Below are 21,509 nucleotides of genomic sequence, written 5' to 3'. Positions count from 1 at the left end.
GATGACCAAGCCCCCCGCGCCGGGGCCGAAAGGGCCGACCGCGCTCGTCGAAGCCACCGGCATAGCCAAGCGGTACGGACCCACCGTCGCGCTGCAGGACGGACAGCTGACCGTCCTGCCCGGTGAGTCCCACGCCCTCGTCGGCCGCAACGGCGCGGGCAAGTCCACCCTCGTCACCATCCTCACCGGACTCCAGGCCCCGGACGCGGGCACCGTCCTCTTCGACGGCGAGCCCGCACCACCGCTCACCGACCGCGACGCCTGGCGCCGCAAAGTGGCCTGCGTCTACCAGAAGCCCACCGTGGTGCCCGACCTCACCGTCGCCGAGAACCTCTTCATCAACCGGCAGCCGGAAGGGCGCGGCGGCTTCATCAGCTGGCGCAAGCTGCGCACGCAGGCCGCGGAGGTGCTCGACACCTGGGACGTGCGGGTCGACCCGGAGGCGCGCACCGCCGACCTCAAGGTCGAGGACCGCCAAATGGTGGAGATCGCGAGGGCGTTGAGCTTCGGGGCCCGGTTCATCGTCCTGGACGAGCCCACCGCGCAGCTCGACAACCGTGAGATCGAGCGGCTCTTCACGCGCATGCGGGCGCTCCAGGAGTCCGGCGTCACCTTCCTCTTCATCTCGCACCACCTCCAAGAGGTGTACGAGGTGTGCCAGACCGTCACTGTCCTGCGCGACGCCCGCTGGATCACCACCGCGCCCGTCGCCGAACTGCCGCGTGCCGCTCTCGTCGAGGCCATGGCGGGCGAGGCGGCGCTGAGGGATCAGGCAGCGGCCGAGGAGTCCGTCGTGCGGACCGATGTCCCCGCCGACGCCCCGGTGATGCTCGACGTCAAGGGCCTCAGCAGCGAGTCGTACGCGGACATCGACCTGACCGTCCGCAAGGGCGAGGTCGTCGGCCTCGCCGGATCCAGCGGCAGCGGCAAGATCAACCTCGCCGAGACCATCGCGGGGCTGCACACGCCGGTCGGCGGCAGCGCTCAACTCGACGGCAAGCAGCTTCCCTTCGGAGACGTGACCGCGGCTCTGCGGGCCGGCGTCGGCTGCGTGCCGCGCGACCGCCACGACCAGGGCCTGGTCTTCGGGATGACGATCGGCGACAACGCCACGATGACCGTGCTCGACCGGCTCGGCAAATACGGCTTGGTCGGCACCGAACGCAAGCGCGGCTTCGCCCAGGAGCTCATCGACCGCCTCGACATCCACGCCGAGGGGCCCGATCAGCCCGTGTCCGACCTCTCCGGAGGCAATGCCCAGAAGGTCGTCATGGCGCGAGCGCTCGCCTCCGACCCGCGACTCCTCGTCCTCATCAACCCCACCGCGGGCGTGGATGTGAAGTCCAAGGAGTCGTTGCTCGCCCGCATGGACAACGCCCGCGAGGACGGCACCGCCGTCCTCGTCGTCTCCGACGAGCTCGACGACCTGCGGCGCTGCGACCGCGTCCTGGTCCTCTTCCACGGCCGGGTCGTCGCCGAGCACGCGGCGGGCTTCAACGACCACGACCTGATCGCATCAATCGAGGGGGTCGACCGGACGAGCCCCGAAGGGGACGCGGGGAACGGCGCGACAAGCCCCCACCGGCCCGCGGCCGAGGCACAAGGAGACCACCATGGCTGACATCAAGGCCCCAGCCGCGCAGGCTGCCCCCGCACCGACGCGCACCACCGAGAGCCGCGCCGCGAAGAGCATCCTCCTTCGCCGCGCACGCGAACTGGCGCTCGTACCAGCCCTGTTGCTCCTGATGCTGCTCGGTACCCTGGTCAACGACTCGTTCCTCACGGAGCGCAACCTCATCTCCATCCTCGGCGCCTCCGCCGCCCTCGCGATGGTCGTGCTCGCCGAGTCCCTCGTCCTGATCACGGGCAAGTTCGACCTGTCCCTCGAATCGGTCGTCGGCATCGCGCCCGCCGTCGGCGCGCTGCTCGTACTGCCCGCCGCACAGGCGGGATTCGGCACCGAGATGCCCGCCGCCGTGGCGTTGCTCGCGATCCTCGTCGTCGGCGCGGTCATCGGCGCCTTCAACGGCATCCTCGTGGTGAAGCTCAAGCTCAACGCGTTCATCGTCACGCTCGCCATGCTGATCGTGCTGCGCGGACTGCTCGTCGGCGCGACCGAGGGCAAGACGCTCTTCGGCATGCCCGACGCCTTCTACACCCTCGCCACCTCGACGTTCCTGACCATCCCGCTCTCGGTGTGGCTGGCCGCGGTCTCCTTCGGCATCGCGGGCTTCGTCCTCAAGTACCACCGCGTGGGGCGCGCCCTGTACGCGATCGGCGGCAACGCGGACGCGGCACGCGCCGCCGGTATCCGCGTCGAGCGCGTGATGCTCGGCGTGTTCGTCGTCGCCGGTGTCCTCGCCGCCGTCGGCGGACTCATGCAGACCGGCTACGTCGGCGCCATCAACGCCAACCAGGGTCAGAACATGATCTTCACCGTGTTCGCGGCCGCGGTTATCGGCGGCATCAGCCTCGACGGCGGCAAGGGCACCATGTTCGGCGCCCTCACCGGCGTCCTGCTGCTCGGCGTCGTACAGAACCTGCTCACTCTCGCCCAGGTGCCGTCCTTCTGGATCCAGGCCATCTACGGCGGAATCATCCTGGTCGCCCTGATGATCGCGCGCGTCACCACCGGCCGCGCACAGGACTGACCCCGCTCTGGGTTCCCCGCCTCCTTGCCCCTTTCCGGAAAGGCCTCCCGTGTCCCCGACTCCAGCCCGCATCACCGCGGTTGACACCTACGACGTACGGTTCCCGACCTCACGGGAGCTGGACGGATCCGACGCGATGAACCCGGACCCCGACTACTCCGCCGCCTATGTGGTCCTTCGCACCGACGCCGACGACGGCCTGGAGGGGCACGGCTTCACCTTCACCATCGGGCGCGGCAACGACGTCCAGGTCGCCGCGATCCAGTCCCTGCGCCACCACGTGCTCGGCCGGTCCGTCGAGGAACTCTGCGCCGATCCGGGGACGTTGAACCGCGACCTGATCGGGGACAGCCAGCTGCGCTGGCTCGGGCCCGAGAAGGGCGTGATGCACATGGCCATCGGGGCCGTCGTCAACGCGCTGTGGGACCTGGCGGCCAAGCGCGCGCGCAAGCCGCTGTGGCGGTTCCTGGCCGACGCCGAGCCCCAGTGGCTCGTCTCCCAGATCGACTTCCGCTACATCACCGACGCCCTTACGCCCCAAGAGGCCCTGGACATGCTTCAGTTGGGGCATTCGGGAGCCGCCGAGCGTGAAGCCCTGCTGCGGGAGCGAGGCTTCCCCGGCTACACGACCTCACCCGGCTGGCTCGGCTACAGCGACGAGAAGCTGACCCGCCTCGCCCGCCAGGCCGTGGCGGACGGCTTCACCCAGATCAAGCTGAAGGTGGGTGCGGACCTGGCGGACGACGTACGCCGCTGCCGTACCGCCCGCGAGGCGATCGGGCCCGGCATCCGGATGGCGATCGACGCCAACCAGCGCTGGAACATCGACGAAGCCGTCCAATGGACGCGCGCCCTGGCCGAGTTCGACCCGTACTGGGTCGAGGAGCCCACGAGCCCCGACGACGTCCTCGGCCACGCGGCGATCCGCGAGGCGGTCGCCCCGGTCAAGGTCGCCACCGGCGAGCACGTACAGAACCGCATCGTCTTCAAACAGCTTCTCCAGGCGGGCGCGATCGACATCCTGCAGATCGACGCGGCCCGCGTCGGCGGAGTGAACGAGAACCTGGCGATCCTGCTGCTCGCGGCGAAGTTCGGTGTCCCTGTCTGCCCGCACGCGGGTGGCGTGGGCCTGTGCGAACTCGTCCAGCATCTGTCGATGTTCGACTACGTGGCGCTCGCCGGAACCACCGAGAACCGCGTCATCGAGTATGTCGACCACCTCCACGACCACTTCATCGACCCGGTCGTGCTGCGCGATGGCCACTACCTGGCACCCACCGCGCCGGGCTTCTCGGCCACCATGCGGGCCGAGTCGCTCGCCGAGTTCACCTATCCGGACGGCGCCTTCTGGGCCGCCGACCTCGCACACGACAACCCCGCACACGGCAACCCCGCACACGGCAAAGGAGCAGCCGCATGACCGACGTCCAGGACTTTGAGGGCCTGAAGGCCCTGGTCACCGGCGGAGCCTCCGGCATCGGACGGGCCACGGCCGAACTGCTCGCCGCGCGCGGCGCCCAGGTGGCGGTGCTCGACCTCGACCCGGCCGGTGTGGAGAAGCCGCTCACCGGCTACCGCGCCGACGTCTCGGACGACGCCTCGGTGCGCGAAGCCGTCGCCGCCGCCGTGGCCGACCTCGGCGGACTCGACGTACTGATCAACAACGCGGGGATCGGCGCGCAGGGCACCGTCGAGGACAATGACGACACCCAGTGGCACGAGGTGCTCGACGTGAACGTCCTCGGCATCGTACGCACCACCCGCGCCGCTCTGCCGCACCTGCGTGTCTCCACCCACGCGGCGATCGTCAACACCTGCTCGATCGCCGCGACCGCGGGCCTGCCGCAGCGCGCCCTGTACTCGGCGTCGAAGGGCGCGGTGCTCTCCCTCACGCTCGCCATGGCCGCGGATCACGTACGTGAGGGGGTGCGCGTCAACTGCGTCAACCCCGGCACCGTGGACACCCCGTGGGTCGGCCGCCTCCTGGACGCCGCGCCCGACCCGGCGGCCGAGCGTGCCGCTCTCGCTGCCCGGCAGCCGACAGGGCGCCTCGTCCGTGCGGACGAGGTCGCGGGCGCCATCGCCTACCTGGCCAGCCCTCTCTCCGGCGCCACCACCGGCACCGCGCTCGCCGTGGACGGCGGAATGCAGGGCTTGCGGCTGCGGCCGGCGGGCCAGTGAGCGGCATGGCCCGGCGCGCCCTGGGGCGCGCCGGCGTCGAGGTGAGCGAGCTGTCCTTCGGCGCCGCCGGCCTCGGCAACCTCTACACGCCGATCACCGACGAGGAGGCGGCCGCGACGCTCGACGCGGCATGGGACGAGGGCATCCGCTACTTCGACACGGCACCGCACTACGGCATCGGCCTCTCCGAGCGCAGGCTGGGCGAGGCGCTGCGGGCGCGCCCCCGGGAGACGTACACGCTCTCGACCAAGGCGGGCCGACTCCTCGAAGAGCGCCTCCCCGAAGCGGTTCCGGGGCCCGTGGCCGACGACCTCGACCACGGCTTCGCCGTACCCGCGACGCACCGCCGCGTCTGGGACTTCAGCGCGGACGGTATCCGCCGCTCCCTGGAGGCGAGCCTGACCCGCCTGGGCCTCGACCGCGTCGACATCGTCTACCTCCACGACACGGACGACCACGCGGAACAGGCCTTCCGCGAGGGGTACCCGGCCCTGGAGCGGCTGCGCTCCGAAGGTGTCGTCGGCGCGATCGGCGCGGGCATGAACCAGACGGCGATGCTCACCCGCTTCGTCCGGGACACGGACGTCGACGCCGTGCTGTGCGCGGGCCGCTACACGCTCCTGGACCAGAGCGCCCTGAACGACCTGCTCCCGGCGGCGCAGGAGCGCGGCAGGGCGGTGGTGATCGGCGGTGTCTTCAACTCGGGTCTGCTCGCCGACCCGAGACCCGGTGCGACCTACGACTACACGACCGCACCCCGCGCCCTCCTGGACCGCGCCCGCCACCTGAAGGCGATGGCGGAGCGGCACGGCACCACGTTGCGCGCGGCGGCCCTGGCCTTCCCCCTGGCCCACCCCGCGGTGGCCACCGTCCTCGTCGGCGCCCGCTCGCCGTACGAGGTCCGGGACGCGGCAGCGCAGTTCGCGGCCGCCGTCCCCGCCGACTTCTGGAAAGAAGCCCGCGCCGAGGGGCTGCTGCCCGCCGACGTACCCGTACCTGGAGAGGACCCCAAGTGAGAATCGCCCTGCACACCAAGGTCCGGGCCGACCGCCTCGCCGAGTACGACGCCGCGCACCGCGAGGTGCCCGCCGAACTGGTCGCCGCCATCCGGGCGGCGGGCGCCACATCCTGGACGATCTGGCGCAGCGGCACCGATCTCTTCCACGTCCTGGAGTGCGAGGACTACGCCCGTATGCTCGCCGAGCTGGACAAGTTGCCGGTCAACATCGCCTGGCAGGCGCGCATGGCCGAACTCCTCGACGTCGTGCACGACTACTCGGCCGAGGGCGCGGGGGCAGGGCTCCCCGTCGTATGGGAGCTGCCGTGACGTCGAATGCCGGGACACCGCACCTCGTCGACTCGCACCACCATGTGTGGGACCTCGCCGTACGCGACCAGGAATGGATCACCGGCGAGGCGCTCGCGCCGATCCGCCGGAACTTCTCCCTCGCCGACCTGCTGCCCCAGGCCCGCGCCGCGGGCGTGGCCGCGACCGTGCTCGTCCAGACGGTCACCGTCGCCGAGGAGACCCCCGAATTCCTCGCTCTGGCGGCGGACAGCGACCTCGTGGCGGGCGTCGTCGGGTGGACCGACCTCACCCGCCCGGATGCCGCCGATACGCTCGCGGAGCTACGTCAACTGCCGGGCGGGCAGCACCTCGTAGGGATTCGGCACCAGGTCCAGGGCGAGCCCGACCCGAAGTGGCTGCTGCGGCCCGACGTACGCCGTGGCCTGGCCGCCGTCGGCGCGGCGGGTCTCGCCTACGACCTCGTCGTCCTGCCCCACCAGCTCCACGCCTGCGTCAAGGCCGCCCAGGAGCACCCCGGACTCACCTTCGTCCTGGACCACCTGGGCAAGCCGCCCGTCGCATCCGGCGCCCTCGAACCCTGGGCCACTGCCGTCCGCTCGCTCGCCGCGCTCCCCAACACCGTCTGCAAGCTCTCCGGTCTGGTCACCGAGGCGGACTCCAAGACCTGGACGGTCGACGACCTGCGTCCCTACGCGGACACGGTCCTGGACGCCTTCGGTCCTGACCGGCTCATGTTCGGCTCGGACTGGCCCGTCTGCACCCTGGCCGCCACGTACGCCGAAGTCGTCGACTCCGCACGGCAGTTGACCGGGTCGCTGAGCGGCAGCGAGCGCGCCGCCCTCTTCGCCGGGACCGCTGCCCGCGTCTACCGCCTCTGACTCTCAGCGAGGTGCGTCGACCCGCGTCGGCGGCAGGAACTCCCGCACGTACGTCCGCTCCCAGCAGGCGCCCGTCTCGCGCAGCTCACGCCAGGTCGTGTAGCGGTAGCGGTACAGGCGGGCGCGGATGTACGCGGGAGGCGCGTCCGGCGGGAACGGGACGTGGCGCAGCAGCCGCAAGGTGTCCCGGTCACCGTCCAGGAGCCGCTCGATCAGCGGGCCGAACCATGGCCTCGCGTACGCCGGGGAGAGCGCGGCGAACCACATCATCCAGTCGAGCCGCAGGTGGTACGGCGCGAACTGCCGCGGCCAGCGGCGCACATCACCCGGCTTCCCCTTGAACTCGTACTCCCGCCACTCGGAGTCCTGACGGGGTGTCGCATCCGCCGTGCCCTCGATGACCACTTCCTGGCGTACGCGGCTGACGCTGCCGAACGCTCCGTACGCGTTGACGAGATGGAGCGGGTCGAAGGAGTAGTTCATGATCTGCCGTCGCGAGAACAGGTTGCGCGTGGGCCGGTAACTCAAGCCCAGGAGCAGGACCGTCACCGCGATGACCACCACCTCGTACCAGAGCGGCGGGGGAGCGGGGGAGTCCGACGGCGCTCCCGCGCCCCCGAAGTCCAGGACGGACACGGCGAGCACGATCGTCATCCAGTTGAGCCATGAGAAGTTCCCCGAGAGGACCAGCCACAACTGAGTGGCGATCATGACGCATGCCGCCGCTGTCGCGATCGGCTGCGGTGTGAAGAGCAGGACAGGCACGACGAGTTGGGTGAAGTGGTTCGAGGCGACCTCCACCCGGTGGGCGGGCTTGGGCAGATGGTGGAAGAACCAGCTCAACGGGCCCGGCATCGGCTGTGTCTCGTGGTGGAAGTCCAGGCAGGTGAGCTTCCGCCAGCACGCGTCGCCGCGCATCTTGATCAGCCCGGCCCCGAATTCGACGCGGAACAGCACCCAGCGCAGCAGGAAGAGGACGAGTACCGGCGGTGCCGTCTCGTCGTTGCCGAGGAAGACGGCGAGGAAGCCCACCTCCAGGAGCAGCGACTCCCAGCCGAAGCCGTACCAGCTCTGCCCGACGTTCACGATCGAGAGATACAGGGCCCACGGCACGAGCCAGAGCAGCATGCCGCCCCACAGGGGGAGGAGGCTGTCGGCGCCCGCGAGCAGCGCAAGGGCGCAAGCGCAGCCCGTCCACGCGACGAGGGCGAAGAAGCGGTCCGAGTAGTGGAGCTGGAAGAGGCTCGGCGCTTTACGGAACGGCACGCGCTCGACGTGGCGCGGCACCGGAAGCATGCCGCGTTCCCCGATCAGCGCACGGAACTGCAGCACCGCGCCCAGGAACGCGACGAGGTAGACCGCGGCGAGCGCCCGCTGGAAGACGAGGCGGCCGAGCCAGTACTGATCTGCGGTGAACCACTCCACAGGCCCATCTTGGGCCCAAAGCGGCCCGGAGCCCCAGGGCGCACCCCTCGCCCGTCACCCGTTCGCCACAGTCCCCGCCGGTCGGCGCTCCCTCGCCCGGCGTGCGCGCTCGCGCCCGACGGCGAAGAATCAGGAAGTGTCATGACGCCCACGTCACTGCCGGACGACTGGCCAGCGGATCCACGGTCGATCCTGGCGTTCAACCGCACAGGCTGCTTCGACTGGGACCTCGACAGCCGCCTGCTGCATTTCGACGCCTCGGCACTGGACGTCTTCGACATACGGGCCGACGAGTTCGACGGCCGCCCGGAGACCCTCGCGATCCGGGTCTCCACGGCCGAGTCGCACCGCCTCGACGCCCTTGTCTCGCAGGCGCTGAAGGACGGCAGCGAGACCTACGGCGTCTACTTCCGCGTACAGCTGCGCGAGGGCGGCCTGCGCTGGACCCATACCCAGGGGTTCATCCACCGTGACGGGACGGGCCGTCCGTACCGCATCGTGGGCGTCGTCCGCGACGCCACGCAGGAACTGGGCGACAGCACGGCCCGGCACCAGCGCGCCGACGAGGAGGAGGACCGGCGCCGCCGCACGAGCATCGTGCAGGGCACCACGGCGGCCCTCGCGCACGCCCGTACCGTCCGGGACGTCATCGACGTACTCAAGGACACCCACGGCCTGGCGCACCTGGGAGCCTCGAACCTGGTCATGGCCCTGGTCGAGGCCGGGCGGATCCGTCTGGTCGCGGAGGGACCCGAGGGCAGCTTCGTGCCGGGCACCAAGTTCACGCGGATCGACGAGCGGTATCCGATGAGCGACGCCGTGCGCACGCTCTCGCCGCGCTTCATCGAGACGGACGCGGAGTTCGCCGCCTCGTACCCGGAGCTCTGGCCGCACATCGACAAGCTGGGCATCAGATCGGCCGCGTACCTGCCGCTGATCGCGCAGGCCAGGCCGATCGGCGTGCTCGGCCTGCTCTACCAGGACAAGACCGGCTTCACCGAGGAGGAGCGCGACGTCCTGGTCGCGCTGAGCAGCGGTATCGCGCAGAGCCTGCAGCGCGCCATGTTCTACGAGCAGGAGAAGGATCTCGCCCAGGGCCTCCAGCAGGCGATGCTGCCGCGCACCATCCCCGGTGTGCCCGGCGCCGACATCGCGGTCCGTTACCGCTCGGCGGCGCTCGGCCGGGACATCGGCGGCGACTGGTACGACGTGATCCCGCTGCCCGGCGGACGTGTAGGGGCGGTCATCGGAGACGTACAGGGCCATGACACGCACGCGGCGGCCGTCATGGGCCAGCTGCGCATCGTGCTGCGCGCCTACGCCGCCGAGGGGCACCCGCCCGCCACCGTCATGGCCCGCGCCTCGGGGTTCCTGCACGAGCTGGACACCGATCGCTTCGCCACCTGCCTCTACGCGGAGGCCGACCTGACGACGGGGGTCGTCCAGCTGGTGCGGGCAGGACACATCGACCCACTCGTGCGGCAGGCCGACGGGAGCTGCCGCAGGGTGCCGGTCGACGGCGGTCTGCCGCTGGGCCTCTCGGCCGAGTTCGGCAGCCTCGACTACCCGGTCACCACCTTGGAGCTCGACGCGGGCCAGACCCTGCTGCTCTTCACCGACGGCCTCATCGAGGAGCCGGGCGTCGACCTGGGCGACGGGATGCGGGCTCTGGGCGAGCTCGCCCGCACGGGCCCTCGCGATCTGCAGCAGCTCGCCGACCGCCTCTGCTCGATCGTCGACGAGCGGGGCGGTGAGGACGACGCGGCGCTGCTGCTCCTGCGCCGCAGCATGGTCGACGCGCCCCGGTCCGGCGGACGCCTCCAGCAGCATGTCGGCCCCGGGGATCCGGAGGCGCTCGCCGAGGCACGGCACATGATCCGCGCGGCGGTACGCGCCTGGGGCGCCCGGGAGCGCGCCGACGAGATCGAGCTGGTGGCGGACGAGGTGATCACCAACGCCCTGATGCACACCGACGGCGCCGCGATCGTGACCCTGCGGGGCATCAGCGGCAGCGACCGGCGCCTGCGCGTCGAGGTCGAGGACTCCTCCAGCGCACTGCCGCGGCGCAGGGAGGCGGGGGAATCGGGGGTGTCGGGGCGGGGGCTGCTGTTGGTGGACATGCTGGCGGACGTGTGGGGTGTCGAGTCGCGAGGCAGCGGCAAGTGCGTGTGGTGCGAGTTCGTCGTGCCCGCGCGGGGAAGCCGGGGGCAGGGGGAAGGCAAGCCTCAGGACACGCGGACGGCGCAGCCGGAACAGCAGGGTCAGGAGTGAGCGGATGCCGGAACTTCCCGAGGTCGAGGCGCTGCGTGCCTTCCTCACCGACCACATCGTCGGGCACGAGATCGTCCGGGTGCTGCCCGTGGCGATCAGCGTCCTGAAGACGTACGAGCCACCGCTCGCCGCCCTCGAAGGCCGCACCGTCACCGCCGTGGCGCGCCACGGCAAGTTCCTCGACCTCGACGCGGACGGCCTGCATCTGGTGACCCACCTCGCCCGCGCGGGCTGGCTGCACTGGAAGGACCGCCTCCCCGACGGCCCGCCACGCCCCGGCAAGGGCCCCCTCGCGCTGCGAGTCGCCCTGGAGACGGGCGAGGGCTTCGATCTGACGGAGGCGGGCACGCAGAAACGCCTCGCGGTGTACGTGACCGACGCCCCGTCAGAGATCCTGGGCATCGCCCGCCTCGGCCCCGACCCGCTGACGCCGGACTTCGACGAGGACCGCTTCGCCGGGCTGCTTGCGGGCGAACGCCGCCAGATCAAGGGCGCGTTGAGGGACCAGACCCTGATCGCGGGCGTCGGTAACGCGTACAGCGATGAGGTCTTGCACGCGGCCCGCATGTCCCCGTTCAAGCTCACGTCGAGCCTCACGAAGGAGGAAGTCCACGGGCTGTACGTGGCGCTGCGGGCCACGCTGACCGAGGCGGTGGAGCGCTCGCGCGGGGTAGCGGCGGGCCGCCTCAAGGCGGAGAAGAAGAGCGGCCTGCGGGTCCACGGCCGCACCGGCGAGACGTGCTTCGTGTGCGGGGACACCATCCGCGAGGTCTCCTTCAGCGATTCCTCGCTGCAGTACTGCCCCACGTGCCAGACGGGCGGGAAGCCGTTGGCGGACCGGAGGATGTCACGGTTGCTGAAGTAGGCCTTTGCCGTGCGGAGTTCAGGGGCGGCGCAGGGTCAACAAGTGCTCTCCGTCGGTCGAGCGCACTTCGTAGCGGGCGATGTCCTCGCGGGGCATGGCCGCGCCGCCGCGTGTCGACAGACCCGCGGAGGGCTCGCCCGCTGGTGTGGCGGCGGGCGCCTTCCACGTCGTCACCGTCTGCTCGGAGCCGTCGTCGGCCACGGCGACGAGTTCGCAGGCGCGGGCGCTGTACGGGTCGCGGATACGGAGCCCGATGTCCGTGCCCCAGTCGCGGCCGCGCGCGGTCAGGGTCGCCGAGACGCCGGTGCGGCCGTCGCGGGCGGTGATCTGTTCCGGGCCCGGCCCGTGGGCCCTCAGGACCGCCGTGACAGGGGCCGCGAGGGCGATCACGATGCTTGCCGCGAGCGCGCACAGCCACCGTCTGCGACCGGTTCTGCGCAGCCGTCCGGTCTCGGTGAGGAGCCGGTCGACCAGGCCGGGTCCTGGAACGGCCAGCGGTTCGACGTGGGGTGGCGTGAGGCGGTCGTAGGCGGCCAACTGCTGTGCCGCCGGAGTGAGGTCGTCCACCAGGGCCTGACATGTGGGGCAGTCCATGAGGTGATCGTCGAAGCGGAAGGTGTCCGCCGCGTCGAGTACGCCGAGCGCGTAGGCGCCGGCGTCGCGATGCCGCTCCAGGGGCCTCATGGCGTTCCTTGCGTGACGAGTTGGGCAGGGGGTGCTTCCTGCCCTCCCGTACGCAATGGACCGACGAATCACTCAAGACGCGGGACGCGAACACTCGTACGTGGCACCAGAGTGTCGCTGTCGTGGCATCAGGACAGATGGTCGGAACAAGTGGTCGGAACAAGTGGTCGGAACAGGTGGTCAGAACAGATGGATCGCCAGGTGCCCCAGTGGCAGCCCCAGGCGCCACGCCGCAGTCCACACCTTGGGCCCGTCGTCCTCGCTGCCGGGACCGCCGCCCGGCACCGAGTCCAGATCGGGGGCGAGCAGCTCCGTCTCCTCCAGCCACCGCCACGCCAGGTCGGCCAGCTCAAGGTCGGGCGCCGGTTCGCCCGAGGTGATCGCGTCGGCCCAGAGCACGGCCATCCGCTCGCCGACCCAGTCCTGCCACGGCTGGTCGTACGCCGTCAGGGACAGCCAGGTCTCCAGCTGGGAGACCACGCGGATGCCCGACAGTTCGTTCTTCGTGTCGGAGAGGAAAATAGTCAGGGCCAGGGCATCACGCCCTGCGCGGTATTCGAAAGATGCCGGCGGCATCAAATCGCCGGTGCGCAGTAATTCGTCCGCGATGTACTCGGCGTACAGCCATGCCATCGGCACCGCCAGTTCGCCACCGCTTGGGCCCTCCGTGTTTCCCCGGCTCTCGTGCAGCATCCCGTCTCGCCTTCCTCCGATCCGTGCGCGTCGCCGGCCTCTGGCACCCCAATCCGGAACACGGATGAGGACAGCCGATTACCCGAAGGGGGCCCTGAGCAAGGCACTTTGCGAAGGCTTGACTTGACCCTCGGTTTCGTCGCAGGTGGGGAGCCCTCTGTTCTTCGTGTCACATGGCCCGGCGATTTGACTCTGTTTCAGGGACTATGACGGCATTGTTACTTGACTCGACCTTGTGTCCGAATGTGGATTCATTTCGCCGAATATCCCCCCTTCACGGAGACTGGTCGATGACGCAGCGCACATCACAGGGAGCAGCTGTTCTGGCGGCGGTAATGATCGGAGCCGCTCTCGCCGCGACCGCCGCCTGTACGGCGAATGAAAAGCCCGTGCGGGAGCCGAATCCGAAGAGACAGAGCGAAAAGCCCCCGGGTGGCGCACGAGGGGACGGCCGGGATGCTCCGCCACCCGCGCCGTCGGCGGCAGGCGGTGGTCAGGACGCCCCGCGCGCCTTCACGCTCGTCGCCTCCGGGGACGTGCTCCCGCACTCCTCGATCATCAGCAGGGCCAACACCGACGCGGGCGGCGACGGCTACGACTTCGTGCCGATGCTCAAGGGGGTCGAACCCGTCGTGTCCAAGGCCGATCTGGCGATCTGTCACATGGAGACGGTCTACGGCGCGAACGGCGACTACTCCGGCTACCCCAGCTTCAAGTCCCCGCCCCAGATCGCCCGCGCCCTGAGGACCACCGGCTACGACGCCTGCTCCACGGCCTCCAACCACACGCTCGACGACGGCGCCGCGGGGGTGCGCCGGACGCTCGGCGCGCTCGACAAGGCGGGCGTCAAGCACGCGGGTTCGGGCCGCACGGCCGCCGAGGGCAGATCCCCCGCCTGGCTGCGGGCGGGCGGCGCGAAGGTGGCGCAGCTCGCGTACACGTACGGCACGAACGGAAATCCGCTGCCCAAGGGCAAACCCTGGACGGTCAACCTCATGGAGCGCGACCGGATCATCTCGGACGCGCGCGCCGCCCGGAAGGCGGGCGCGGACGTGGTCGTGGTCTCCGTCCACTGGGGCACGGAGTGGCAGAACACCCCGGACCGCCGTCAGCTGAGCCTCGGCAGACAGCTCACGGCGTCCCGCACGCGGGGCCGAGCCGACATCGACCTGATCCTGGGCACCCACGCGCACGTCCCTCAGGCGTACGAGAAGGTCAACAAGACCTGGGTCATCTACGGCATGGGCGACCAGATCGCGGGCGAGATGATCAATCACGACGGCGAGAACGACCCGCGGGGCAACCAGGGCACCCTCGGCCGCTTCACGTTCGCCCCGCCCGCTGCCCCCGGCGGACGCTGGGAGGTCAAGAAGGCCGAGTTCATCCCCCAGTGGTTCAACACCGGCACGGGGCGCGCGACCAACCTGAACGCGGCGCTGGCTCGCGGCGCGGACGTCGCCGACATCCGCGACCGGATCCGCCGCGTCGTCCTGAGCCGGGGCGCGGGGAAGGACGGCCTGGTGATGGGCAAGTAACCGGGGCGCGGCCCGAAAGGCCCCTCCCGGGCGCACCTCGACGGCGCGGCGAACGCTGCCACCCTGGCCGTGAAGCAGAACGGGCGGAGTGCGTCCGACACCGCCGAGACCCGGCCCGTCGGGAGACCTCCCCGGCGGAGCCCCGGTCGGCCAAGGCCTTCCGGTCGGCCGCGGTCACCCGGCCCCGATCGGCGTGCTGCGGTCGGCGCCGGGTCCGGCGGGAGGCGTACGTCGGGCCGTGCTTCCCCGAGCCGCTCTCTCCAGGCCCCCGACGCCCGGCTGACCTCCCGTCACCTCCCGTCCATGAACGGGGTCATGGAGCAACGGCGGCCTCCGCGGGTTTCGCCCGCAGCGCGACCGACGTCGGGAGCAGGATCGTCGCGAACGTCAGCGCCACCGCGGCCCCGACGATCGTCAGGTAGATCCACGCGGGCCCGCTCGGCAGCACCGAACCGTCCAGGGCCAGCCCGAAGGGGACCAGCGACCCGGCGGCGATCCCGGTGCCGAGCACGATCCCGACCAGCGCCGTCACCAACGCCTCGACCGACATCATCCACAGCACCTGGCCGCGGGTCGAGCCGATCAGGCGTTGCAGCGCGAACTCGCCGCGCCGCTCGGCGGTCGCCACGATCAGCGAGTTGATCAGGGCGATCACCGCATAGCCGACCACCACCGCGGCCAGCAGGAAGCTCGCCACCCGTCCGCTCTCATCGCTCTGCGCGTGGGCCGCCGTGGCTTCCGCGCGGTCCACGACAACGACTCCGGACACATCGCTCGCCGCCTTGCGTACCGCCGCCTTCAGGTCCGCGGACGACACCCCCGGCTCCGCCTTCACCAGGATCTGCGGCAGGACGCCGGTCGTGGTGCGGGGCAGCAGTTCGGTCGCGGGCACCATCGCGTAGGCGAACCCGCGCGGCGGGGTGAACGATCCGACGACCGTCATCGTGGTCGCCTCCCCGTTGCCCCAGCGCAGCCTCACGCGGTCGCCGATGCCTTTGCCGCGGTCGGCAAGCACATCCGTGGGCAGCACGATGCTGTCGCCGGTCAGGCGCCTGTAGTCGCCCCGCACCGTCGGGTACCCGATCGTCTGCCGAGCGCCGGACGCCGTGATCCCTTGCAGGTCGACCCGGCTCGGCTCGACCCGACGGTCCGCCACCGTGTCGTTGTCGTCCTCGCCCGGGCCCAGGACGGTCTCCAGGCGTGCCTCGCCGGACACCGAAGCGGACGCGCCGGCGACCTGCGGCAGGCGGGAGAGCGTGTCTACGAGCGACGGCGGAAGAGCACCGCTCCGCGAGCTGACCACAGTGTCCGCCTTCAGGCCATCGGTGAACATCCGGCTGTTGGCGTCGTCCTGACTGGTCTGCAGGTAGATGAGTGCTGTGGCGAGACCGGTCGCCAGCATGATGGGGATGACCGCCGAAGCCAGCCGGACCTTGCGTACCGACGCGTTCTGCATCGCAAGACGCCCCGAAAGGCCGGTGAACCAGCCGACCGGCCAACGCAGCAGAGCCGCAAGCCAGCGGCACAGACCCGGGGAGACCAAGGCGACCCCGACCGCCCAGAGCATCGCGGCGGGCCCGGCCGTGCTCGCCGCGATCGGCCCGGTCATCACCGACGCCGTCACGATCGCGAGCGCGGTCGCACCGCCCAGGAACAGGAACGCCAGGATCATGCGGATGGGGCTGATCCAGCGGGTCTGCAGCGTCGCGTCGGCCATCGCCTCGGTGGGCCGGACCTTCGACACCCGGCGGGAGGCGATGAACGCGGCGGCCAGCGCCGCGAACAGCGTGGCTCCGAAGCCGGCCAGCTTCGGGATGACCCCCTGGCTGAAGATCATCTCGCCCGGGATCAAGTCCTGCCCGACCAGGACGTCGTACATGAAGCGACCGAACACGGGCCCTGGTACGAGCGACAGGCCGGCCGCCAGCAACGCGATCACGAACGTCTCCGCCATCACCATGCGGCGCAACTGCCCCGGCGTGACCCCGGTCGTGCGCAGCAGCGCCATCTCCCTGCGGCGCTGCTGCATCAACATGCCCACGGTGCTGCCCACCACGAAGATCGCGACCATGGTGGACAGGCCGCCGAACGCACCCGCGACCGGAATCAGGTTCTGCTTCCCGCTGATCGCGTCGGGGAACTCGGCAACTCCCCGATCGTCGCCGCGGAGCACCTGGGCACCGCGGTCCCCGACGACCTCATCGATCGCGTCGGCGAGCTTGGCCGGGTCGGCGCCCGGGGCGGCGAGCACCCCGATGTCGTCGATCTTTCCGGCCCTGTCGTACAGCCGGGTCGCCTCGCCGTCGGAGAACAGCAGCGCGGACCGGGTGGCGACGCGGCTCTCGGCGATTCCGCTGACCCGGAACACGTGCGGGACGCCGCGCACCGACGCCTTCAGCCGCTCGCCCGGCCGTACCCCCATTCTTCTCGCGGTGGCGCTGTCCACCACGACCTCACCGGACGCGGTCGGCTCGGAGCCAGCGACCAGCTTGTACGGCGAGAGCGACGCGCTGGACCAGCCGTGCCCGGACGCGGAGACCGGCCGATCGGCCAGCGCGGTGATCGGTACGGAGACGTCCGGCACAGCCTCGGCCACACCGGGCACCTTGGCCACGGCGTCCGCCAGGTTCTCGTCCAGCAGCACTCGCTCGGTCATCGGATCGGTCGCGGAGCCGACCGCGTGACCGGGATAGTCCTGGCTGCCGGTCACCACGACGGGCGCCCCGGCCAGCCGCTCGGCCTTGACGTCAGCGCGGATGCCGGTCTCCAGCAGGCCGCCGCAGCCCTGTACGACGACGGCACCGACGAACAGCGCGATCAGCGACGCGAGGAACCCGCCTTTGCGGTACCGCAAGGTCTTGAGCGCGAGACGCAGCACTAGATCACCCGTTCCGCGCCCACGGGCTGCTGCTTCCGGCCCCACGCGCCGAGTCGGGTCATCTGCCCCGCCACCTGCTGGACGGAGGGCCGTTCGAGTTCGGCGCTCACCCGTCCGTCCACGAGGAAGACCACGCGGTCGGCGTGCGACGCGGCCACCGGGTCGTGCGTCACGATCACCGCGGTCTGCTCGCCGCTGTCCACCGCCTCGCGCAGCAGTCCCAGGACCTCCAGCGCGGTCTCGGTGTCCAGGGCGCCTGTCGGCTCGTCCCCGAACAGCAGGACCGGGCGTGTGACCAGGGCGCGGGCGATCGCCACGCGCTGCTGCTGACCGCCGGACAGCTCACCCGGGCGGTGCTTGCGGCGGGGCGTGAGGCCGGTGCGCTCGATGACGTCGTCCACAAGGCCGCGGTCGGGCCGCTTGCCCGCAAGACGCAGCGGCAGCGTGACGTTGTCCACCACGTTCAGCGCGGGCAGCAGATTGAAGCTCTGGAAGACGAATCCGATGCGGTTCCTGCGCAGCTTGGTCAAAGCGCGCTCGTTCATCGTCGTCAGGTCCTGACCGTCCAGGAAGACGCTGCCGGACGTCGGCCGGTCCAGGAGGGCCGCGCAGTGCAGGAAGGTGCTCTTGCCGGAACCGGAGGGGCCCATCACAGCGGTGAAGGTGTGGCGCCGAAAGCCGAGCGAGACCCCCGACAGCGCCGCCACACTGTTGCGCGACCGCCCGTACACCTTGTGGACGTCCTGTAAGCGCAGCAACTCGGCCGTGCTCGACCGCTCTTGCTCCGAACGCATGGAGATCTCCTAGCTCTCAGGGAAGCCCATCGGGCTCGGCGGCGCATCCGTCGAGCCCTGGGGCCCAGACCCTGACGCAGCAGGAATCCTCCGTGCGGCGCTCCCGAATTCTGAGTGCTGACGGATACACAGGCTGTAGCCCGAAATCGGTGTGGAGTTGATGAAACTAGTGGCACTCCGCCACCCGTGAACATGGGGCTAGCCATAGGTGTGATCCGGGGGAAAGCCCGCTGACAACACGTCAGCCGCACACGCGATGATGGTCAGTGAGGCCTGTGCCAACGGGGCACCCGACCCGCACCAGCCACCCTCGTCCGGGCTCCACCCGCATCGCCTCGCCCGCGGCGAACCTCCGCTCCGGCTGGAATCCCTCGATCGCGGGAGCGCGGGCGGCGACGGCGCCGGAGTCCGTGGCGAGGACGACGTCCACCGGCTCCCCGGCCCAGGAGGCGAGCGCCGTCACGGTTCCGCCGGGGCCCTCCCACGTGGTGGCAAGGACATCGTCCCGGCCGGTCCGCACCGGTGACGGGCCGGTCGCCCACCACCCCGTCATCTCCGCCTCCGGCAGCCGGAGTTGGTCGAAGGCCCGCCACAGGGGCCGTACGTCCGTCATGGGTGCCCGCGCCGTCATCCCGAAGACGAGGCCGCGCCAGGGATTTCCGCCGCCCTCCAGCATCTCGCCCATCAGGCCGAAGGGAATGCCCGAGATCTCGACGAGCCAGTACGCGGGATCGCCCCCTGAGCCGTCCGCACTGTCGGAACCGTCGTAGTCGAAGAGCTCTCCCAGCCAGAGCCGGTCGACGTACGGCAGCAGCTCCGCGTACAGATTGGCGCTGGAGGCGAACCCGTCCGGCTCGCGGAACTGGTTGCACGAGTGCAGATCGACCAGCGGCGGCGCCTCACCGGAAGCGGACAGGGCCTTGCGGACCCGCTTCATGGTCGTCCGGTCGTACGCCACGTCGTCGAGATAGAGCCCGTCGATCCCGACGACTTGCCGCAGCCGCTCGATCCCGCTCACATAGGAGTTGTGCCACCGCGAGTCACCGGACGTGACGACCGCGACGTCCCCCACGTCGGGCGCCACCCACCCGGGCACGTAGTCCCCGCCCAGATGCTCCCGCAGCCATGCGTGCCCGCCCCCGGGCCCCGGCGCGAAGATCTCGTCACCCAGGGACGCGAGGACCGGCAACTCCGGCGTGTGGCGCGTCAGTTCGCGGACCGTGTCGTACACCTTCACCTGGATCCCGAGCCGGTGCGCCTCCTCGGTGTAGGAGTGCAGGGCGTCGGCACCCAGGAGCGGGTCGTTGATGTACGGATTGGGTGGCGTCGCATGGTGCAGGTTGGCGACGTTCGCGCCGTACTCCGCGATCTCCGCGGGCGACGCGTACGCGTGGAAGTAGCGCTCGGAGAGCTGCCGTCCCGGTTCGAGCGGCTTGAACGGGGTCAGGAGCAGCCGGAACTCGAAGCACCGGCTCTCGCCGGCGCGCAGCGCGAGCGGCCCGCTGAAGGCGCAGAGGCGGCGCACTCCCTCGCTCGTCCGCAGCCGCACCCCGCCCGCCCCGTCGCCCGCCCAGGACCGCGGTGTGCGCAGCGGCTTCTCCCGGTAGTAGTTGGTGTTGAGCGGCCGCGCGTAGTGCTCGTCACGCAGGCTGAGCTGGAGCCCCGCCGCCGGGTCGCCGAACCAGAACGCGTCCTGGTTGCGGGTGGGCGTGTCCCAGCTCCAGTCGTACGTCGCCGGGCACACCCGGCCCGTCAGGCCGAGCCCCATCGCGTACCGCGCCACCTCCTCGTGGACCGGCACGTCCAGCGTCACATCGAGTTCGGTGTCGGCGGTCGCCTCGACCGTGGCGCGCACCACGAGGAAGCCGTCGGCCTCCAACTCGCCCTCGGTACGCAGGAGTACGTCCTGTCCGGCGGCCCGAGCCGACCAGCGCACCCGCGCCGGGCCAAGCCGGTCGAGGCTGATCGGCCCCCGTTCGACGGGGCGGCCGATGTCCAGCGTGACGGGTGCGGCGAGCAGGTCGCGGGGCGGTCCGTCGACGCGTGTGACCGTCGGTGTGAAGGTGGAGACGAGCCGCCGGGGGAGCGCGTCAGGGCCGAGCTCGATCGTGCGCCCGAGTATCGAAAGGCGCAGGCCGTCGTCCTCCTCCGCCGCCTCGACCGGGGTGAACGGCGCCACTGTCTCGTCGTCCTGCGCGAGCGCCGAGTCGAGCCATCCGAGCCGCGCGAGCCGCCACGGCTCTCCGGTGCCGCCGTCGGAGACGACGTCCTGGCCGACCGTGAGGCGCAGCGGCAGTACGCGCTCAGGGGCGCCGGGTGCGCTGACGGCCAACTCCCCCTCATACAGGCCGGGTCGAGCGTCCTGGGGAACCTCCACGCCGAACCACAGGGCCCCCGCACGCCCGGCGCCGATCGCGACACGCCGCTCGAATGCCTGGCCGCGTGCGTCGATGCCGCCCGTGCTGAGACACCGCACGGAGAAGGGAAGCCCGCGAGCCTCGGCCCGTACGTCCGTCAACTCCTGGAGCGCGTACACGCCGACCTGCACCGCGTAAAACTCCCCGCGGTCCGCCGTGACGTCGAGCGGTGCGTGAGGGATGGCCAGTGCCCAGCGCGCGGGCAGCCGTTCATAGCGGCCGAGAGGGTGGGCGCGGTCCTCGCCGAAGAGGAGGAACTGCTCGTCCGCGTAGGCCTGATGGAGGCTCGTGCGCTCGTCCTCGGTCGCCGCGAAGCCGAGCGGCGCGAAGGAGTCGACCGCGCTCGCCGCCTCGTAGCCGAAGGCCTCGGCGCGCGGCAGCTTCTCCCAGCCTGTGGCGTGGTGCAGGCCGCAGCGGTGCACCCAGCCGGGGTCCGCCGTCTGTGTCGGCGGCCGGTAGGCGGCCTGTGGATAGTAGGGCTTGCCCGTGTGCGCGTACGGGAGGTAGTGCACGGCGTAGGTTCCGGGGCCGTCCACCGGCTCGAAGGCGATGCGCCCCGCCTCGGCGGTGACCTTCACGGCCACGGTGTTGCGCACGCGTTCCCCGGAAGGACCGACCACGATCACGTCCACCGCCCCGGGGTCCGGATCCTGGCGCCGCCACGGCAGTTCGGCCGCGACAGCCGGGGCCGCGGTGTCTCGGATGTCGGCGGTGTCGGCACGTACGAGAAGCCGGTGGTTACCGTAGACGTCGCTGTCCCAGGAGCCGATCCCGCATGCCAGCTCCGGATGACCAGTCTCACCCATCTGTGCTCCCCCAAGGGCGCTATTTATTAGGTAAGTTTCTCAATCGCTCCGGGTCACCCTGGAGATCAACCGATCGCGCTGTCAAGGGGGACGCCTTGAATCGGGCAGACCGGGAGGGGAGT

General features: G+C 70.9%; 16 protein-coding genes. 10 read left to right on the top strand and 6 right to left on the bottom strand.

Translation table 11 applies throughout. The annotated features are described in order from the left end of the window. Window position 1 precedes the first annotated feature (1 nt). Genes ACZ5CR_RS23695 through ACZ5CR_RS23665 form a run of 7 tightly spaced genes read left to right on the top strand, consistent with a single transcriptional unit; the run spans window position 2 to window position 7,019 of the window. Window positions 2-1,621, top strand: a complete 1,620-nt coding sequence (locus ACZ5CR_RS23695) for a sugar ABC transporter ATP-binding protein (RefSeq protein WP_468860441.1) — start codon at window positions 2-4, stop codon at window positions 1,619-1,621. Further along, window positions 1,614-2,651 carry an ABC transporter permease gene (locus ACZ5CR_RS23690; protein ID WP_468860439.1) on the top strand — a complete coding sequence of 346 codons (1,038 nt, stop codon included), beginning with the start codon at window positions 1,614-1,616 and terminating at the stop codon, window positions 2,649-2,651. Before ACZ5CR_RS23695 ends, ACZ5CR_RS23690 begins: the two co-directional genes overlap by 8 nt. Window positions 2,652-2,700: 49 nt before the next feature. Further along, a complete protein-coding gene (locus tag ACZ5CR_RS23685) occupies window positions 2,701-4,071 on the top strand; it encodes an L-fuconate dehydratase (RefSeq protein WP_468860437.1) in 1,371 nt (456 codons plus the stop codon). Then, window positions 4,068-4,832: an SDR family NAD(P)-dependent oxidoreductase gene (locus tag ACZ5CR_RS23680; RefSeq protein ID WP_468860434.1), complete on the top strand. Its 765-nt coding sequence runs from the start codon at window positions 4,068-4,070 to the stop codon at window positions 4,830-4,832. Before ACZ5CR_RS23685 ends, ACZ5CR_RS23680 begins: the two co-directional genes overlap by 4 nt. Window positions 4,833-4,837: 5 nt before the next feature. Beyond that, entirely contained in the window at window positions 4,838-5,848 is a 1,011-nt protein-coding gene (locus tag ACZ5CR_RS23675) for an aldo/keto reductase (protein ID WP_468860432.1), read from the top strand. Continuing rightward, the gene (locus ACZ5CR_RS23670; RefSeq protein ID WP_468860430.1) at window positions 5,845-6,159 is read left to right on the top strand and encodes an L-rhamnose mutarotase; all 315 of its coding nucleotides are present in this window, start codon (window positions 5,845-5,847) and stop codon (window positions 6,157-6,159) included. Before ACZ5CR_RS23675 ends, ACZ5CR_RS23670 begins: the two co-directional genes overlap by 4 nt. Next, window positions 6,144-7,019 (top strand): amidohydrolase family protein, encoded by an 876-nt coding sequence (locus ACZ5CR_RS23665; RefSeq protein WP_468860428.1) that lies wholly within the window; start codon window positions 6,144-6,146, stop codon window positions 7,017-7,019. The genes ACZ5CR_RS23670 and ACZ5CR_RS23665 overlap by 16 nt, the downstream gene beginning before the upstream one ends. A gap of 3 nt (window positions 7,020-7,022) precedes the next feature. On the opposite strand, the gene ACZ5CR_RS23660 is transcribed toward ACZ5CR_RS23665, so the two are convergent. Continuing rightward, window positions 7,023-8,444 carry a lipase maturation factor family protein gene (locus ACZ5CR_RS23660; RefSeq protein WP_468860426.1) on the bottom strand — a complete coding sequence of 474 codons (1,422 nt, stop codon included), beginning with the start codon at window positions 8,442-8,444 and terminating at the stop codon, window positions 7,023-7,025. A gap of 141 nt (window positions 8,445-8,585) precedes the next feature. Between ACZ5CR_RS23660 and ACZ5CR_RS23655 the strand changes: the two genes are divergently transcribed. Continuing rightward, complete coding sequence (locus ACZ5CR_RS23655) at window positions 8,586-10,715, top strand: SpoIIE family protein phosphatase (protein ID WP_468860424.1); 2,130 nt, start codon at window positions 8,586-8,588, stop codon at window positions 10,713-10,715. Window positions 10,716-10,719: 4 nt separating this feature from the next. Then, window positions 10,720-11,580 carry an Fpg/Nei family DNA glycosylase gene (locus ACZ5CR_RS23650; protein ID WP_468860423.1) on the top strand — a complete coding sequence of 287 codons (861 nt, stop codon included), beginning with the start codon at window positions 10,720-10,722 and terminating at the stop codon, window positions 11,578-11,580. A gap of 18 nt (window positions 11,581-11,598) precedes the next feature. Here the strand turns inward: ACZ5CR_RS23650 and ACZ5CR_RS23645 are convergent, their stop codons facing one another. Together ACZ5CR_RS23645 and ACZ5CR_RS23640 are read right to left on the bottom strand one after the other, a co-directional pair. Next, window positions 11,599-12,264 carry a zf-HC2 domain-containing protein gene (locus ACZ5CR_RS23645; RefSeq protein WP_468860420.1) on the bottom strand — a complete coding sequence of 222 codons (666 nt, stop codon included), beginning with the start codon at window positions 12,262-12,264 and terminating at the stop codon, window positions 11,599-11,601. A 180-nt stretch (window positions 12,265-12,444) separates the two neighbouring features. Beyond that, window positions 12,445-12,957: a hypothetical protein gene (locus ACZ5CR_RS23640; protein WP_468860418.1), complete on the bottom strand. Its 513-nt coding sequence runs from the start codon at window positions 12,955-12,957 to the stop codon at window positions 12,445-12,447. Window positions 12,958-13,247: 290 nt separating this feature from the next. Between ACZ5CR_RS23640 and ACZ5CR_RS23635 the strand changes: the two genes are divergently transcribed. After that, window positions 13,248-14,492 carry a CapA family protein gene (locus ACZ5CR_RS23635; protein ID WP_468860415.1) on the top strand — a complete coding sequence of 415 codons (1,245 nt, stop codon included), beginning with the start codon at window positions 13,248-13,250 and terminating at the stop codon, window positions 14,490-14,492. Between the two features lie 313 nt (window positions 14,493-14,805). Here the strand turns inward: ACZ5CR_RS23635 and ACZ5CR_RS23630 are convergent, their stop codons facing one another. The 3 genes from ACZ5CR_RS23630 to ACZ5CR_RS23620 all read right to left on the bottom strand — a co-directional run bounded on the left by ACZ5CR_RS23630 (window position 14,806) and on the right by ACZ5CR_RS23620 (window position 21,387). Beyond that, entirely contained in the window at window positions 14,806-17,370 is a 2,565-nt protein-coding gene (locus ACZ5CR_RS23630) for an FtsX-like permease family protein (RefSeq protein WP_468860412.1), read from the bottom strand. After that, window positions 17,370-18,164 carry an ABC transporter ATP-binding protein gene (locus ACZ5CR_RS23625; protein ID WP_468860410.1) on the bottom strand — a complete coding sequence of 265 codons (795 nt, stop codon included), beginning with the start codon at window positions 18,162-18,164 and terminating at the stop codon, window positions 17,370-17,372. The genes ACZ5CR_RS23630 and ACZ5CR_RS23625 overlap by 1 nt, the downstream gene beginning before the upstream one ends. Before the next feature lie 241 nt (window positions 18,165-18,405). After that, window positions 18,406-21,387 carry a glycoside hydrolase domain-containing protein gene (locus ACZ5CR_RS23620; protein WP_468860408.1) on the bottom strand — a complete coding sequence of 994 codons (2,982 nt, stop codon included), beginning with the start codon at window positions 21,385-21,387 and terminating at the stop codon, window positions 18,406-18,408. Window positions 21,388-21,509: the final 122 nt, after the last annotated feature.

This window comes from Streptomyces sp. NPDC031274, assembly GCF_055570235.1.
The sequence above is the reverse complement of the archived record's forward strand: the minus strand, read 5'-3'. Positions and strand labels throughout refer to the sequence as shown.

What these genes read in the sequence shown, in the direction of transcription:
- ACZ5CR_RS23695 (WP_468860441.1), top strand. Translation starts at nt 2, where the DNA reads ATGACCAAGCCCCCCGCGCCGGGGCCGAAAGGGCCGACCGCGCTCGTC.
- ACZ5CR_RS23690 (WP_468860439.1), top strand. Translation starts at nt 1,614, where the DNA reads ATGGCTGACATCAAGGCCCCAGCCGCGCAGGCTGCCCCCGCACCGACG.
- ACZ5CR_RS23680 (WP_468860434.1), top strand. Translation starts at nt 4,068, where the DNA reads ATGACCGACGTCCAGGACTTTGAGGGCCTGAAGGCCCTGGTCACCGGC.
- ACZ5CR_RS23675 (WP_468860432.1), top strand. Translation starts at nt 4,838, where the DNA reads ATGGCCCGGCGCGCCCTGGGGCGCGCCGGCGTCGAGGTGAGCGAGCTG.
- ACZ5CR_RS23665 (WP_468860428.1), top strand. Translation starts at nt 6,144, where the DNA reads ATGGGAGCTGCCGTGACGTCGAATGCCGGGACACCGCACCTCGTCGAC.
- ACZ5CR_RS23655 (WP_468860424.1), top strand. Translation starts at nt 8,586, where the DNA reads ATGACGCCCACGTCACTGCCGGACGACTGGCCAGCGGATCCACGGTCG.
- ACZ5CR_RS23650 (WP_468860423.1), top strand. Translation starts at nt 10,720, where the DNA reads ATGCCGGAACTTCCCGAGGTCGAGGCGCTGCGTGCCTTCCTCACCGAC.
- ACZ5CR_RS23645 (WP_468860420.1), bottom strand. Translation starts at nt 12,264, where the DNA reads ATGAGGCCCCTGGAGCGGCATCGCGACGCCGGCGCCTACGCGCTCGGC.
- ACZ5CR_RS23640 (WP_468860418.1), bottom strand. Translation starts at nt 12,957, where the DNA reads ATGCTGCACGAGAGCCGGGGAAACACGGAGGGCCCAAGCGGTGGCGAA.
- ACZ5CR_RS23635 (WP_468860415.1), top strand. Translation starts at nt 13,248, where the DNA reads ATGACGCAGCGCACATCACAGGGAGCAGCTGTTCTGGCGGCGGTAATG.
- ACZ5CR_RS23625 (WP_468860410.1), bottom strand. Translation starts at nt 18,164, where the DNA reads ATGCGTTCGGAGCAAGAGCGGTCGAGCACGGCCGAGTTGCTGCGCTTA.
- ACZ5CR_RS23620 (WP_468860408.1), bottom strand. Translation starts at nt 21,387, where the DNA reads ATGGGTGAGACTGGTCATCCGGAGCTGGCATGCGGGATCGGCTCCTGG.